The sequence below is a fragment of the Streptomyces sp. SYSU D01066-1 genome (assembly GCF_054956795.1).
This window is the reverse complement of sequence record NZ_JBUDHV010000036.1, coordinates 1-14,755: the sequence shown is the minus strand read 5'-3', so window position 1 is coordinate 14,755 and position 14,755 is coordinate 1. Positions and strand designations below refer to the sequence as shown.

The following is a 14,755-nucleotide window of genomic DNA, read 5'->3' as shown; positions in this document are numbered from 1 at the left end:
GGGTCATGGCCGTCACCGCGACGAAACCCGTCACCCGCCCGTCGGCGGCTCCCGTCTCCCGGCCGGGCGCGGGCGCGGTGGCGGCCGGACTCGTCCTGCTGGTCGCCGTCCTCGCCGTCTGGGACATCGCCCAGGGCACCGCCTCGGTGGGACCGGCGGAGGTGGCCAAGGCCCTCACCGGACGGGCCGACCCCTCCGACGCGTCGGTCGTGATCGCCTCCCGGCTGCCCCGGGCGGCGGCCGGCCTGCTGGTCGGCGCCGTGCTCGGCGTGGCCGGCGGCGTCCTGCAGGCGGTCAGCCGCAACGTCCTCGCCTCTCCCGACACCCTGGCGGTGAACGCCGGTTCCTACCTGGCGCTCGGCCTGGCCGGGGCCACCGGCCTCTCCCTGCCGCTGCTCGCCTCCTCCGGGATCGCCTTCGTCGGCGGTCTGGCCGCGGCGGCGGCCGTGCTGGGCCTGTCCGGCCTCGGCACGGGCACGGTCCGGCTGGTCCTGGCCGGCACCGCGCTGATGCTGGGGCTGAACTCCGTCACCGAGGGGCTGCTCCTGCTGTTCCCCGAGCAGACGGAGGGCCTCTACGCCTGGAACCAGGGCAGCATCGGCCAGAACGGCTTCGACGGTGTCCTGCGGATGCTGCCGGTCGCCCTGGTGGGCCTGACGGGACTGTTGCTGACGGCCCGCCGGATCGACGCGCTCGCCCTCGGCGACGACGCGGCGCGCGGCCTGGGCGTGCCGGTGCGGGCCACCCGCGTCACCGTGGTCGCGCTGGCCGCGCTGCTGTCCGCGGCGGCGGTCACGCTGGCCGGGCCGATCGGCTTCGTCGGCCTGTGCGCACCCGCGCTCGTCCGGCCGCTGTCCCGCCGGTTCCGGGGGTTCGCGCGCTCGCGCGGCAGCCTGCCCGCGGCGGCGCTCACCGGTGCGGCCCTGGTCCTGGGATCGGACGTGCTGCTGCGCTCGCTGGTGCCGGACGACCTGTCGGTGGCCGTGCCCACGGGTGTGGTCACCAGCCTGGTCGGTGCCGTGTTCGTGGTCGCGATGGCGGTGCGGCTGCCGGACACCGGCGGGTCAAGCGCACCGGACCGGTTGCGCATCCCCGGCCGGGCCGCGTTCCTGGCCTCGGTGGTCCTGCTGGTGGCCGCCCTCGTCGGCGTCACCGTCGCCGGGGTACTGATCGGCGACAGCAAGCTGCTGCTGGGCGACGTCGCCAACTGGTCGCAGGGACGGGCCGGACAGACCGTCACCTTCGTCCTGGACACCCGCGTGCCCCGGGTGCTGGCCGCGCTCGGCGCCGGTGCGGCGCTCGCCCTGTCCGGCACGCTGGTGCAGGCCGTCACCCGCAACCCGCTCGCCGACCCCAGTGTCCTCGGCGTCTCCGGCGGGGCGGCGCTCGGCGCGGTGCTGCTGGTGACGACCGTGCCCACCGCCGGCGGATGGGGCGTCGCCGGAGCGGCGTTCGCGGGGGCCGCCGTCACCGCCGTCCTGGTCTTCGGCCTCGCCGCGCGGGGCGGCTTCCGGCAGAACCGCCTCGTCCTGGTCGGCATCGGCGTGGCCTCCGGGACCACGGCGCTGATCAGTCTGCTCATCGTGCTCACCGACCCGTTCAACGCGACGAAGGCGCTGACCTGGCTGTCGGGCTCCACCTACGGGCGGACCCTGCCCGACGTGCTGCCGGTGGCGCTGGTCCTGGTCGCCGGCACCGTCTTCGCGGTGGTCCGGCGCACCGAGCTGGACCTGGTGTCGCTGGACGAGGACACGCCCCGGCTGCTCGGGCTGCGGCCGGCCCCGGGCCGCCTCGGTTTCCTGGTCGTGGGCGTCCTGCTCAGCGCGACCGCCGTGGCCTGCGCCGGCACCATCGGCTTCGTCGGCCTGGTGGCCCCGCACGCGGCCCGCGCGCTGGTGGGCCGGCGGCACGCGCGGGTCGTCCCGGCCGCGGTGCTGCTGGGTGCCACGCTGGTCGGCGCGGCCGACCTGCTGGGCCGCACGGTGATCGCCCCGGCCCAGCTGGGCGCGGGTCTGATGACGGCGGTCATCGGCACGCCGTACTTCCTGTACCTGCTGGTCCGCAGCCGGCGGTGAACCGTGTGCCGGGCGGGTGCGGGGCCCTCCGGCGTGCCGCCGTGGACCGCGTCGCCGCGCCGGACGACCACCCGGACCGCCGGGTGTCATCGGTGTGGGGCACCTCCTGGCTCACCGGCCGCCTCGCGGGCGAGCCGGCCACGTCCGGCTGCCGGACCCCGCCGCCCCAGTCCCGGCCCCGACGTGGAAGGGGGGCCGGTGACCCGTAGGTCACCGGCCCCCCTTTCCACGCTCGCCGTCACTTGGTGGTGAGCATGCCCTCCCGCAGCCGCGCCAGCGTCCGCGACAGCAGCCGGGAGACGTGCATCTGGGAGACGCCGAGGCGTTCGCCGATCTGCGCCTGGGTCAGTTCCTCCACGAACCGCATGTGGATGATCTGCCGGTCGCGCTCGCCGAGTTCGGCGATGAGCGGGGCCAGCGCGTGGAAGTCCTCGACCAGTTCGAGCGCCGCGTCCTCGGTGCCGATGAAGTCCGCGAGCACGGTCTCGCCGTCCTCGCTGCCGCCGAGCGCGGCGTCCAGCGAGGAGGAGTTGTAGCCGTTGGCGGCCAGCCTGGCCTCCACGACCTCGTCCTCCGTCAGACTCATCAGCTCGGCCAGTTCCTTGACGGTCGGCGTGCGGCCCAGCCGGCTGCGCAGCTCGTCCGTCGCCTTGGCCAGCTCGACGCGGGCCTCCTGGAGGCGGCGCGGCACGTGCACCGCCCAGGACGTGTCGCGGAAGAAGCGCTTGATCTCGCCGACGATGTACGGCACGGCGAAGGAGGTGAACTCCACCTCGCGGGTCAGCTCGAACCGGTCGATCGCCTTGATCAGACCGATCATGCCGACCTGGACGATGTCCTCGCGCTCCTCCGGGCCCCGGCTGCGGAAGCGGGACGCCGCGTAGCGGACCAGGGACATGTTCATCTCGATCAGCGTGTTGCGCGCGTACTGGTATTCGGGGGTTCCCTCCTCCAGCACCGCGAGCTGGTCGAAGAACAGCCGCGACAGTTCGCGGGCGTCCTTCGGCGCCACCTTCGACGGGTCGGCGACCTGGGGCAGCCGGACCGCTTCTCCACCGACGTCCGTCTTCCGCGTCGTCATCGCCGCCGTCATCACGCGCCCTCCCGAGTTGTCGTTCCGCTACCGGCCCACTGGGACCGCCAACAGGTCGCCTACCCCGCCTTTCCCCGAACACGCCTACGTCTTTTCGGTGATCCTGACGCGTCGGCCCGTCGGACGGCCGGGGGCCGTACCGCCACCCGAGCGATCCGGCCGCCGGACCGGGCCATCACCCCACCGCGGCCGTCCGCCTGACGCGGCGCCACCACCGGGCCCGCGCCGCTCGTTGCGGTCCGTGCCGTCCGTCCATCCGGCCTGCGGCCCCGGCACCGGCCCCGTCGCGCCCGGGCCGTCCGCCGCGTTCCCGCCCGCGTCCGCTGCCGCGGTGTGAGCCGGCGCGGACCCGGGCAGCGGCCACGGCGTGCGCCGGACGATCAGCGCGGCACGGAGTTCGCGCAGGCGAGAACCAGGAAAAAGGCCGCAGCGTGAGGGGCCCCGAGCCCGACGCCCGGTCGGGACCGCCGGGCCGGACGAGGATGCCGCAAGCGGTGCCGCTGCACGGTTCGCGGCCGGTGGCCGGCTCCCGCACCGAGCGGCAGGAGCCGATCACCACCTCCGAGGAGCTGTACGACTTCACCGAGGAGCGCTCCGCGCCCCGCTGGGCCTCACCGCCGGCCGAGCCGTCCCGGCCACCACACCCGCCGGCCGATGTCCCGGGCGAGCGCCGGCACCAGCAGGGACCGGACGACCAGGGTGTCGAGCAGCACACCGAAGGCGACGATGAAGGCGATCTGCACCAGGAAGGCCAGCGGGATCACCCCGAGCGCCGCGAAGGTCGCGGCGAGCACCACGCCGGCGGAGGTGATCACCCCGCCGGTGGTGACCAGACCGCGCAGGACGCCCTGGCGCACCCCGTGCCGCAGGGACTCCTCGCGGACCCGCGACATCAGGAAGATGTTGTAGTCCACGCCGAGGGCGACCAGGAACACGAAGCCGTACAGCGGGACCGACGGGTCCGTGCCGGTGAAGCCGAGGACGTGCGGGAAGACGAGGGCCGAGACACCGAGGGTGGCGAGGAAGTTCAGCGCCACGGTGAGCACCAGCAGGGCCGGCAGCAGCAGTGAGCGCAGCAGTGCCACGAGGATGACGAGGATGATGGCGAGGACGACGGGGACGATGAGCGCGCGGTCCCGCTCGGCGGTGCGCAGGGTGTCGTACCGCTGGGCGGTGTAGCCGCCGACCTTGGCGTCGGCGCCGGGCACCGCGTGCAGGGCGGCGCGCAGCCGGGCGACGGTGTCCCTGGCCGCGTCGCTGTCGGCGGCGGCGCTCAGGGTGACGTCGACCCGGACCCGCCCGCCGACGGTCAGCGGCTCGCCCCCGCCGGGCCGGCCGGACGCGGTGACGGGGGCCGCCGAGGCGACGCCTTCGGTGTCTTCGGCCACCGCGACCACGCGGTCCGCGCGGCCGGCGTCCGCGATGACGACCGCGGGGTTGCCGGAGCCGCCGGGGAAGTGCTCGCCCAGGGTGCGCTGGGCCTGGACGGACCGCGCCTCGCCGACGAAGGTCTCGTCCAGCGGTACGCCCTTGGAGTCGAGGGCCGGTGCGAAGGCGGCGGCGGCCAGCAGGCAGACCAGGGAGACGGCCCAGACCTTGCGCGGCGCCCGGTCCACCAGGCCGGCGGCCCGGTGCCACACGCCCCGCCGTTCATCGGCCGGGCGCGGCTTGGCCGGCCAGTAGGCGGCGCGGCCCAGCAGGACGAGGACGGCGGGCAGGAAGGTGAGGGTGGTCAGGACGGCGCAGCCGACGCCGATGGCGCCGACCGGGCCGAGGGCGCGGTTGTTGGTCAGGTCGCTCAGCAGCAGGGCGAGCAGGGCGAGCGCGACGGTGGCGGCGCTGGCGACGATCGCGCCCCAGGACTGCCGCAGGGCGGCGCGCATCGCGGCGAAACGGTCCTCGCACCGGGCCAGTTCCTCGCGGTAGCGGGCGGTCAGCAGCAGGGCGTAGTCGGTGGCGGCGCCGATCACCAGGATGGACAGGATGCCCTGGACCTGGCCGTCGACCCGGACCACGTCGTGGTCGGCCAGGACGTAGACGACCGCGCAGGCCAGGCCGAGGGCGAAGACGGCGCCGAGGATGACGACGAAGGGCAGCAGCACGCCGCGGTAGACCAGCAGCAGGATGACCAGGACGGTCACCAGCGCCACGATCAGCAGCATGCCGTCGATGCCCGCGAAGGCGTCGGACAGGTCGGCCTGGCTGGCGGCGGGCCCGGCGATGCCGACCTGGGTGCCGGGGACCTTCCCGGCGGCGCCCCGGACCCGGTCGAGGGCGTCGGCGAGCCCGTCGCCGAGGTCGGGCTGCAACTGGACGACTCCCTCCAGGGCCTCGCCGTCCTCGGAGACGACGGCGGGCGACACCCGCCCGGTCACCCCGGGGGCGTTCGCGAGCGAGGCGAGCGCCTCGGTGGCCGCGGCCCGCCTGCCGCCCACCTCGCCACCGTCGTCGACGGTCCACACGACGATCGCGGGCAGCGCCTCGTCCTGCCGGAACGCCTTCTGCTCGTCGATCACCTCGGTGGACTCGGCGCTGCGCGGCAGGAACGCGGCCTGGTCGTTGGTGGCGACCTCGCCGAGGCGCCCGGCGAACGGGCCGGTGGTCGCGCCGGCGCCCAGCCAGGCGATCAGCAGCAGGGCGGGCAGCAGCCACCGGACCGAGCGGGTCCGGCGCGAGGTGACAGGCATGTCTCTCCCGAGGGGATTTCCGAGGTGACCTACGGTATCTCAATGAAAAACAATCTCAATCATCAAGATGGTTGCCGGATGGCCGTGGACGACACCTGGTTCTTCCCCGGCCGCCCGGCCGCCGGACGCGCCCGGACGGGGGATTTCAGTGGCGGGCGGCTTCGAGGCCGGCCATCTCCTCGTTCAGGGCGGCGAGGAAGCGCGCCACCACCGACAGTTCGGCCTCGGTGAACCGGTCGCGGGCGGCGTCGGTCGCCTGGGCGAGCGGCCGGAACCAGGAGCGGGCCGCGGCCATCGCGTCGGCGGCGTAGTGGAGGTGGACGACCCTGCGGTCGGCGCTCTCCCGGACCCGGCGGATGTGGCCCGCGCGCTCCAGCCGGTCGACGCAGGCGGTCACGGCGCCGGAGGTCAGGCCGAGGTGTTCGCGCAGCCGCCCCGGGGTCATCGGCTCCTCGGCGTCGAGGATCGCCGCGAGCGCCTGGACGTCCGTCGGATGCAGCCCCTGGTCGGCGGCGAACCCGTGCACCAGGCGGTTGATCTCGCCGTTCATCCGGCGCAGCCGGACGGCGAAGGTCCGCAGGTCGGTCCCGCCGGCCGTCTCTCCCGCCGGGCCGTCCGTCCCCCGCTGTCGTCCCCGGCTGTCCCGGTCCTGCGCACTGGCCACGCGGTCAGCCTATAGAAGGCCCTCGCGGTCGGAGTCCGGCCAGACGTACGGCAGGTCGTCCGGCACGTCCGGGAACAGGGCGCCGTAGGCCTCCGGGTCCTTGCGCACCAGCGCGGAGCGGTGGCTGCGGTGGAACGGCTCGTCGCCGAGCCAGGGCGGCAGTTCACCGGCGTCCGCCAGTTCCGCCTGGTCGCGCACCGGGGCGCCGGGGCGCACCGCGGCCAGTCCGGCGACCAGCGAGGCGGCGCAGCTGTCCTGGTGCCCCTGCTCGCGCCAGACCCGGCAGATCTCCAGGCCGTAGCGGACCAGGGCCTCCTCGTATCCCGCCCACATCCTCACCGCGGGGTGCCGGCGCCAGCCGTAGCCGGGCACGGTCAGCCCCCGCAGCACCTGGAGCGCCTCGACCCGCTGCTTGCCGAGCCGGCGGCGGTCCAGGGTGAGAGCGGAGGCGCAGAAGCCGGGGTGGGGAAGGAAGGTCTGCATGACGTCGTCCTCCTCGTTCAGCCGTCGGCCGGGGAACCGGCCGCGTCCGCGCGGGCATCGGCACCGCCCGGCGCGGACGCGGCCGCCGTGCCCCGGCCCCCGGGCGCGCGGGGCACCGCGCGACCGGTCACGGCGCACCCGCTGCCGGACGCGGACCGAAGTCCGCTACCGGACGGGACGCCGGTCGCCGGCCCGGTCTCGCCGGGCCAGCGCACGTTGCACACGCTCCAGGCCCGCGCCCCGGTGCCGGCGCAGGGCCGCGCGGGCCGCGTTGGCTCCGGGCACGCCGTGGACGCCGCCGCCCGGGTGGGCGCCGGCGGAGGCCAGGTAGAGGCCGGCCACCGGTGTCTCCGGGCGTCCGGCGCCCGGCAGCGGGCGGAAGAACAGTTGCTGGTGGAGCGCGGTGGTGCCGCCGTTGACGGCGCCGCCGTACAGGTTGCGGTCCAGTGCCTGGAGGGTGGGCGGGGCCAGGACGCGCCGGGCCCGGATCAGGGCGCGGAAGCCGGGGGCGAACCGCTCCACCTGGCGTTCCACCCGGTCGGCCATGACCTCCTGGTCCCTGGCGTCCCAGCCGCCGGTGAGCCCCTCGTCGCCGGCGTCGCCCCGGATGTCGTGCGGGACGTGCGTGTACGCCCAGGCCGACTCGGTGCCGCTCGGTGAGCGGGACGGGTCGGCGGTCGTCATCTGCCCGAACAGGCAGAAGGGCCGGTCGGGCACCTGCCGCTGGGAGATCTGGGCCATGAACCGGGTCAGTTCGTCGAGTCCGTCGGCCAGGTGGACGGTCCCGGCCCGTGCCGCCGCCTCGGACCGCCAGGGCACGGCGCCGTCCAGCGCCCAGTCGACCTTGAAGGTGGCGAAGTCCCACTGGAAGCGCCGCAGGTCGTCCAGGATCTGGGCGGGCAGATCGGCCGGGTCGACGAGCGTGCCGTACAGGTCGGGCACGGACACGTCCGCGAGCACGGCACGCCGTGCGGCGACCGTCTCGCCGTCGGCGGTCACCACCCCGACGGCGCGGCGGTCGCGGACCAGCACCCGGTCGACGCGCCGGCCGCAGCGCAGACTGCCGCCCCGGGCTCGCAGCCGGCGCACGAGCGCCTCGGTCAGGGCGCCGGAGCCGCCGACCGGGACCGGGAATCCGTAGGTCTGTCCGAGCATGGACATCAGCCAGCCGAAGCCCCCGCTGCCGGCGGCCTCCGGGGACAGGTCGGCGTGCAGGGCGTTGCCGGCCAGGAGCAGCTTGCCGCCCTCGCCCCGGAACTCCTCCTCCCCCAGGCGGCGCACCGGCAGCACCAGGGTGCGCGCCAGCCGAAGGGCGCCCCCGGCGCGCAGCCGCAGGGCGAGCCGGGCGGTGGCCCGTACCGGCGGGAAAGGGGTGAACAGGGCGTCCAGGATGTCCGTCCGGTGCCGTTCCCAGACCTCGTACAGCCGGTGCCAGGCCGCTCCGTCGCCGGGTGCGAAGGCGTCGACGGAGGCCGCGGTGGTGCCGGCGTCGCGGTCGAGGACCGCGCAGGTCCCGTCGCTCAGCGGATGGGCCAGGACGTGGGGCGCGTGGCTCCAGCGCAGCCCGTGGTCCCGCAGCCGCAGCCCGGCCAGCAGCGGCGACGCGGCGGCCAGCGGGTAGAAGGAGCTGCACAGGTCGCTGACGAATCCGGGGGCGACCCCGCTGTCGTGGCGTACCGCGCCGCCCGGTTCCGGCTGTTCCTCCAGGACCTCCACGCTCCAGCCGGCGTCGGCCAGCAGGTTGGCCGCGACCAGCCCGTTGGGTCCGGCACCGATCACCACGGCGTCAGGCACGGCCCGCTCCGGGCTCGGTCCGGACGGCCCCGCACCGGACCGGGGCGCTCCGGCGGCGCCCGCCGTCCGCTCCGTCCCGCGCCTCGCACAGGTCCGCCAGCCTGGCCAGCATGGCGCGGTGGCGCAGCTGGATGATCAGTTCCACTCCGGTGTTGTGGAACGCCCCGCCCGGCCCGCGCAGCGGATGCTCGTCGAGGATGACCAGGCAGTCCTCGCCCCACGGCCGCAGTTCCACGGCGATACGGGCCGTGCCGAGCCGCCCCGCCTTGGCCTCCAGCTCCAGCAGGGCGCCTTCCTCGCAGCGGCGGACGACCGTCTCGTTGGCCAGCCGTGCGGGCCCCAGGCGCACCTCGTAGTGGATGGCTGCGCCGACCTCGGGCCACCGCCCCCGCCGGGGGTCCACCCGGGAGGGACCCACCACCCACTCGACGTAGCTGTCGGGATCGGCGAGCACCGCCCACACCGACCTCGGGCTCGCCTGGATCAGTCGATGACGAACTGCCACGCGCTTCTCCCCTGTCCGCTCCTGTGCGCAACCGGCGGCGCGTTCGCGCCGCGCACTGAGTGCCCGTTCCGCGCTCCGTCAACCGGGCTCCCCGCGATCCGGGCCCGCGGCAGGCCGTCGCGGCGGCCACCGGGCGTGGGACCTGACCTCCCCGCGGCGTTACGCGGCGGCGCGCGCACGGGAGAGATGGACCACCGACCACCACCGTCACCAGGAGGCTTCCTTCGATGAACGCGACGGACGGGGCGCGGGACCCCGGTCTGCGGCAGGCGGTCGAGGCGGTCGACGGGCTGCCCCCGCGGTGGACGCCGGTCGCCGAGCACACCGCGCGCGGTCTGTGGCGGCTGCCCCGGGCGGCCGACGCCGTGACGCACGCGCTGACCGAGGGCGGCCCGGCCGGGCGCGACCGGGGCTGGGTGATGGTACGGACCCGGGTGGCCGAGGAGATCGACTCGGGACGCGACTGGACACGGGAGGCGGCCCGCTGGCTGGCGCTGGCCGGGGCCGGCTGGGAGGAGTCGGCGCGGCTGACGGGCGACCTGGCCTGGCGGGCCCGCACCGAGGGCCGCAGCGCCCTGGTCTTCCTCACCGGCCGTCACGTGGCGGGCACCGATCCCGGCACGCCGTTCGGCCGGGCCCTGTGGCACTGCTTCCTGACGACCCTGCGCTACGACTTCCGGTGCGGCGACATCGAGGAGTTCTTCGCCGCCGCGCCGGGCCACGGCGACGGTGACGGCCTCGACCCGTACAGCGCCGCCATGCGCGCCTTCGCCCTGCTCGGGCGGTCCCGGGCGGCCGGTCTCCCGCTGCTGGAGACCGTACTGGCCCGCGCGGGCCACGACGAGAAGGTCGTGCACGCCCTGCTGCACGGCCTCTGGCTCGGTGAGGACCTTCCCGAACAGCCGCACAGGGTACTGGAGTTGCTGCGCGCTCCGGCGTTCGCGCAGGGTCTGGGGGCCGAGGCCCTGCTGCGCAAGGCGTCGGCGCTGCGCCGGCTGCGGCGGTTCGACGAGGCGCTGGCGGCCGTGCAGTCCGCCATCGACGGCCTGGGTCCCTGCGAGGTGGTCGTGCACGGCGACTGTGTGCGCGAGCGCTCGCTGATCCTCGTGGAACGCGATCTGTACCGGGGCGGGCGTCCCTGAGCGTGCGCCGCGGGGCAGCGGGGGCGGGGCGAGGCGGGCGGGGCGGCCAGGCCGGGCCAGGAGGCCGGAGGCGCGGGGCAGCGGGTCGCGTCCCGCTCCGTGGTGCAGGGGATCGAGCACTGAAACCCTGGTGTTCCCTGTGAACTCAACGGTCAAGGAGGCGCCTTGCCGGGACAAGTCGCACGGGACGTTGTCTCGGGTTCACTCCCACGGCGGCCGTCGGAGTCGTGTACCCACCGCCGGATGACGTGAGCAGATGGGGAGCAAACGCCAGGAGGGTGCTCAGATGAGCGAGGAGAGGACGATGGGGGAGGAAGTGCTCACGTTTTCCGTGCGGGTGTTGTGTCCGGAGGCGACTGCCGGGCTGCCTCGGAATCGTCGGGGAGCCCCGCGGGCCGGTCGGCCAGATGGCCGTCGGCCCACGCCATGCGCGGTGGACGTGCGGCAAGCGGTCGTCGGGAGTGAGGATCAGGCGAGTCGCCCCCGGTCTGCGGTTCCGGCGCCTTGATCGGCTGCACCACCCGGCGGGACGCCACCGGCAGCGGCCGGTGGCCAGCGGGAACGGGACAGTTGGCCCGGCGGGGTGAGGCAGCCGGGCCGGCAGAGCCGGAGATGCGGGGCAACCGGGCCGGTGACGCGGGGCAGCCGGGCCGGTGACGCGGGGCGGCCGGGCCGGTGACGCGGGGCGGCCGGGCCGGTGACGCGGGAAACAGTCGGGGGGGAGGCCGCCACCCGCGCTGCCGGCACACCGTTCCACCGACTCCCGCATTGGCATGGACCTGACGGCATCGGTCTGGCTAAGCTCTGCCCAACCCCTTGTGAGAGCGCTCTCCGACAGCGGTTGTTCCACCCCCACTTGCTGGAACGACGAAGGGCAACTCCCGTGAGACGCAGCAGACTCAAGCACGTCGGGCTGGCCGTCCTGCTCATGCTCGGCAGTTGGACCGCGGCCGGCTCCCTGCCGGCCTCGGCGAGCGACGGGGCACCGGCCTCCGCCGGTCTCCTCCAGGCCATGCGGGAGGAGTTCGGCCTCACCCGGGCGCAGGCCGAGGAGCGCCTGGCGGCCGAGGAACGGGCCACCGCCCTGGAGCCGGTCGCCCGCCGGGCGGCCGGCGGCGCCTTCGGCGGATCGTGGTTCGACGCCGGCACCGGACGGCTGACCGTGGCCGTCACCACCGACGCCTCCTCCGCGACGGTAGGGGCCGTGGAGGCCACCGGCGCCCGGGTGCGCGCCGTCGCGCACAGTGCTCGTGCGCTCGACGCCGCGAAGACCAGGATCGACGGGTTCTCCGCGCCGTCGGGCGTCGCTGGCTGGCACGTCGACCCGGCCGCCAACTCCGTGGTCGTCGAGGTTGTCGAGGACGAGCGCGCCGACAACGATGTCCAGCGCTTCCTGGACCGGGCCCGTGCGGCGGGCCCGGTGACCGTGCGCACGGTGCCCGACGCGCCGTCCACCTTCGCCGCCGGCACGGTCGGCGGTGACCCGTACTACACGGGCAACGTCCGCTGCTCCATCGGTTTCTCGGTGCACGGCGGGTTCGTGACGGCCGGTCACTGCGGTGGGACGGGAGCGGGGGTGAGCGGCTGGGACGGCTCGTACGTCGGTACGTTCCAGGGCTCGTCGTTCCCGGGCAACGACTACGCCTGGGTGAGCGTGGGCAGCGGCTGGTGGACGGTGCCGGTCGTGCTCGGCTGGGGCACCGTCTCCGACCAGTTGGTGCGCGGTTCGGCGGAGGCCCCGGTCGGCGCGTCGATCTGCCGTTCCGGCTCGACCACGCACTGGCACTGCGGCACCGTGCTGGCCAAGAACGAGACGGTCAACTACAGCCAGGGCGCCGTCCAGCAGATGACGAAGACCAGTGTCTGCGCCGAGGGCGGGGACTCGGGCGGCTCCTTCATCAGCGGCGACCAGGCCCAAGGAGTCACCTCCGGTGGCTGGGGCAACTGCACCAGCGGCGGCGAGACCTGGTTCCAGCCGGTCAACGAGATCCTCAACCGCTACGGGCTGACCCTGCACACGGCCTGACCGGCCCGGCGCACCGGGGGTCCGCCACCGGCGGGCGGGTCCCCTTCCGGGGGCGGCGGCTTGCGCCGCCCCCGGGAGGGCCGGCCGGGACGCGGCCGGGGCCGGGGCCGGGAGACTGTTCCGACCCTCACGTCGGGAAGTCCGGTGAACCGCCGGCCGCGGACATCGCCGGCACGGGGCCACGGGCCGGCCGCCGGGCCGGGGGCGACCGGACCGGCGGCCGAGGCGCCGTCGTGAGCGGCGAGGTACGGCGAAAGCGGCCGGTGATCCCCGGCGCGGAGGCAGGGGCACGAGCGGCCGGCCCGTTCAGTCGGCCCCCGCGCCCCAGCCGGTCCCCCGCGTCTCATACCCGCCCGCCGTCGTCAGTCTGCGGTAGGCGGCGCGGGCGTGGAGTATCCGGGCCAGGGCCGTGCCGCCGAGGGCCGCGGCGAACAGGCAGGCCAGCCAGCCCGCGTCCCGGGCACCGGCCCAGGTGAGGGTGCCGGCGGGCGGAACGGCGAAACCGTTCAGGGACAGCCAGCACAGCACGGCCGTGCCGGGGGCGGCGGTGAACCGGGCGCACAGTCCCAGCACGGCGGCGAGCAGGGACAGTACCGGCAGGGCGAGCCCCGGACGGCCGGGGCCGACGACGCTGTTGAGGAGGGCCACCAGCACCAGCGCGCCGCCGAAGGCCCCGGTCCATACCAGCGGAGCCGCCATCGGCTGGGGAACGGGCCGCGCACCACGGCCCAACGGCACCCACTCGACCATCTGACGGCTCCTTCCGGTCCCGGGCGGCGGCGATCGGACGCCGACCGCCCATCCTGCGGGCAGATTGTCCCACCGGCGCGGGAACCGTACGGCGGTCCGGCCGGACACGGCACGGGACCGCAGGCGATCCGGCCGGATAACGCTCCTGACCCGATCGGACCGGTCCCGGGGACCGCCGCCGGGCCCGTCCACCGATCGGCCTCCGCGGGCAGCGGGCCGGCGGGCGCCTCCGTCGCGGTACCGCCGACGGCGCCGACGCGGTCGGCGGCCCCGGTGCCCCTGCCGTCCCACCCATCCCGCCCGGAGTGACCGGAGCGGCCGGCCATGTGCGCGGCGGCGGTCCGCGGGCCCCGGGCGAGGCCGAAGCCCGGGCCGGCCCCGACGTTCGGCACCAGGCGGACGGCACCCCCGGACAGCAGCCCCCTGCCGCCGCTCCTGAGGCCGCTCCTGAGGCCGTCGAGGCGGGACCCGAGGCCCCGGCGGAACAGCGGCACCAGCCCGAGCGCCGACAGCGTCTCGACGTCGCGCGCCTCCTGCGCCGCGGGCCCACGGTCGCCTCCCCGCCCGGCGGTCCGGGGCCGGCACGCCCCCACCGTCACCTGCCGCGGCGGCCACCATCGGGGATGACGCCCGGTCGCGCGGGCCGGCGCCCGGTGCGCCGAAGCCGTCCCCGCGCGCGGGACGCGGCCGACTCGGGGACGCCGGCCGCGTCCCACCGCCGTACCCGGGCGCGGGAGGACGTACGCCCGGGTACGGTCTGCGGCTTCCCGGCCCGCGAGAAGGCACGCTCCACCGTCCGGGTGGTCCGCCACCGGCCGGCTGTGCGGGCGTGCGCCGGCCCCGCCGCGGGTGTGCGACGGGGCCGGCTCACGAACGGTGTGGGCATCCTGGACACGCGGGAATCACCGGGCACATGACCCCGCGGGCCGGGCGCCGTGACCGACGGCGGGTCAGCACGGCGTGGTGGCCATGAGTTTCTCGAACGAGGCCATGCAGTCCGGGCAGTGCCGTGCCCGCTCGCCGTCGGTGGCCGCGATACGTCGACGGAGCTCCTGCCCGCACAACGTCGCCGCGGCCTGTTTGGCCATCACATGCCACACCAGGGCTCCGCCCGGCTTTTCCGGGCCTACGCACATCTCGTACATTTCGGCCTCCCAGGTTGGACGCCGCTGTCACTCTCCAGGAGACACCGAGTCCTGGTGCCACCCCACTGAGCACAGGCCATTCGGGTGAACGGCGCCCGGGGGCCGGGCCGGTGCGGGGACCCGGCGGGGGCCGGGACACACCCGGCGGAGAGAAAACGATCAGCCATCCGGCCCCTCGTGCGTGGACGTCCGACGCGTCGACGGAATACCGCAGGGGTACTGATGGGTCCGACCCGAGGAAGCTGATGGCGACACAGACGGAACCGATCGCTCCGGCGCGGGCGGCGGTCTCCCGGGGCCGGGTGATCGTGTCCTGGCTGACGACCACCGACCACAAGAAGATCGGCCATCTCTACCTGATCACGTCGTTCGGCTTCTTCGTCGTCGCCGG

General features: G+C 75.4%; 11 protein-coding genes. 3 read left to right on the top strand and 8 right to left on the bottom strand.

The features are described from left to right. The first annotated feature begins 5 nt into the window (after positions 1 to 5). The gene (locus ACY1JF_RS25720; protein WP_462707627.1) at positions 6 to 2,075 is read left to right on the top strand and encodes an iron ABC transporter permease; all 2,070 of its coding nucleotides are present in this window, start codon (positions 6 to 8) and stop codon (positions 2,073 to 2,075) included. Positions 2,076 to 2,313: 238 nt separating this feature from the next. Here ACY1JF_RS25720 and ACY1JF_RS25715 read toward each other — a convergent pair whose 3' ends face one another. The 6 genes from ACY1JF_RS25715 to ACY1JF_RS25690 form a co-directional block, all read right to left on the bottom strand. Continuing rightward, entirely contained in the window at positions 2,314 to 3,156 is an 843-nt protein-coding gene (locus ACY1JF_RS25715; RefSeq protein ID WP_462707626.1) for an RNA polymerase sigma factor SigF, read from the bottom strand. A 623-nt stretch (positions 3,157 to 3,779) separates the two neighbouring features. After that, complete coding sequence (locus tag ACY1JF_RS25710) at positions 3,780 to 5,855, bottom strand: MMPL family transporter (protein WP_462707625.1); 2,076 nt, start codon at positions 5,853 to 5,855, stop codon at positions 3,780 to 3,782. A 145-nt stretch (positions 5,856 to 6,000) separates the two neighbouring features. Then, on the bottom strand, positions 6,001 to 6,519 hold the full coding sequence (locus ACY1JF_RS25705) for a MarR family winged helix-turn-helix transcriptional regulator (RefSeq protein ID WP_462707624.1): 519 nt from the start codon (positions 6,517 to 6,519) through the stop codon (positions 6,001 to 6,003). Positions 6,520 to 6,528: 9 nt separating this feature from the next. Continuing rightward, the gene (locus ACY1JF_RS25700) at positions 6,529 to 7,002 is read right to left on the bottom strand and encodes an MSMEG_6728 family protein (RefSeq protein WP_462707623.1); all 474 of its coding nucleotides are present in this window, start codon (positions 7,000 to 7,002) and stop codon (positions 6,529 to 6,531) included. Positions 7,003 to 7,167: 165 nt separating this feature from the next. Beyond that, a complete protein-coding gene (locus ACY1JF_RS25695) occupies positions 7,168 to 8,796 on the bottom strand; it encodes a phytoene desaturase family protein (protein ID WP_462707622.1) in 1,629 nt (542 codons plus the stop codon). Further along, a complete protein-coding gene (locus ACY1JF_RS25690) occupies positions 8,789 to 9,301 on the bottom strand; it encodes an SRPBCC family protein (RefSeq protein WP_462707621.1) in 513 nt (170 codons plus the stop codon). The genes ACY1JF_RS25695 and ACY1JF_RS25690 overlap by 8 nt, the downstream gene beginning before the upstream one ends. 227 nt (positions 9,302 to 9,528) lie before the next feature. Between ACY1JF_RS25690 and ACY1JF_RS25685 the strand changes: the two genes are divergently transcribed. Both ACY1JF_RS25685 and ACY1JF_RS25680 read left to right on the top strand, forming a co-directional pair. Continuing rightward, complete coding sequence (locus ACY1JF_RS25685) at positions 9,529 to 10,443, top strand: hypothetical protein (RefSeq protein ID WP_462707620.1); 915 nt, start codon at positions 9,529 to 9,531, stop codon at positions 10,441 to 10,443. Between the two features lie 883 nt (positions 10,444 to 11,326). Continuing rightward, on the top strand, positions 11,327 to 12,469 hold the full coding sequence (locus ACY1JF_RS25680; RefSeq protein ID WP_462707619.1) for a S1 family peptidase: 1,143 nt from the start codon (positions 11,327 to 11,329) through the stop codon (positions 12,467 to 12,469). Between the two features lie 306 nt (positions 12,470 to 12,775). Here the strand turns inward: ACY1JF_RS25680 and ACY1JF_RS25675 are convergent, their stop codons facing one another. Both ACY1JF_RS25675 and ACY1JF_RS25670 read right to left on the bottom strand, forming a co-directional pair. After that, complete coding sequence (locus ACY1JF_RS25675) at positions 12,776 to 13,219, bottom strand: hypothetical protein (protein ID WP_462707618.1); 444 nt, start codon at positions 13,217 to 13,219, stop codon at positions 12,776 to 12,778. A gap of 950 nt (positions 13,220 to 14,169) precedes the next feature. After that, on the bottom strand, positions 14,170 to 14,364 hold the full coding sequence (locus ACY1JF_RS25670) for a hypothetical protein (protein ID WP_462707617.1): 195 nt from the start codon (positions 14,362 to 14,364) through the stop codon (positions 14,170 to 14,172). Between the last annotated feature and the right edge of the window lie 391 nt (positions 14,365 to 14,755).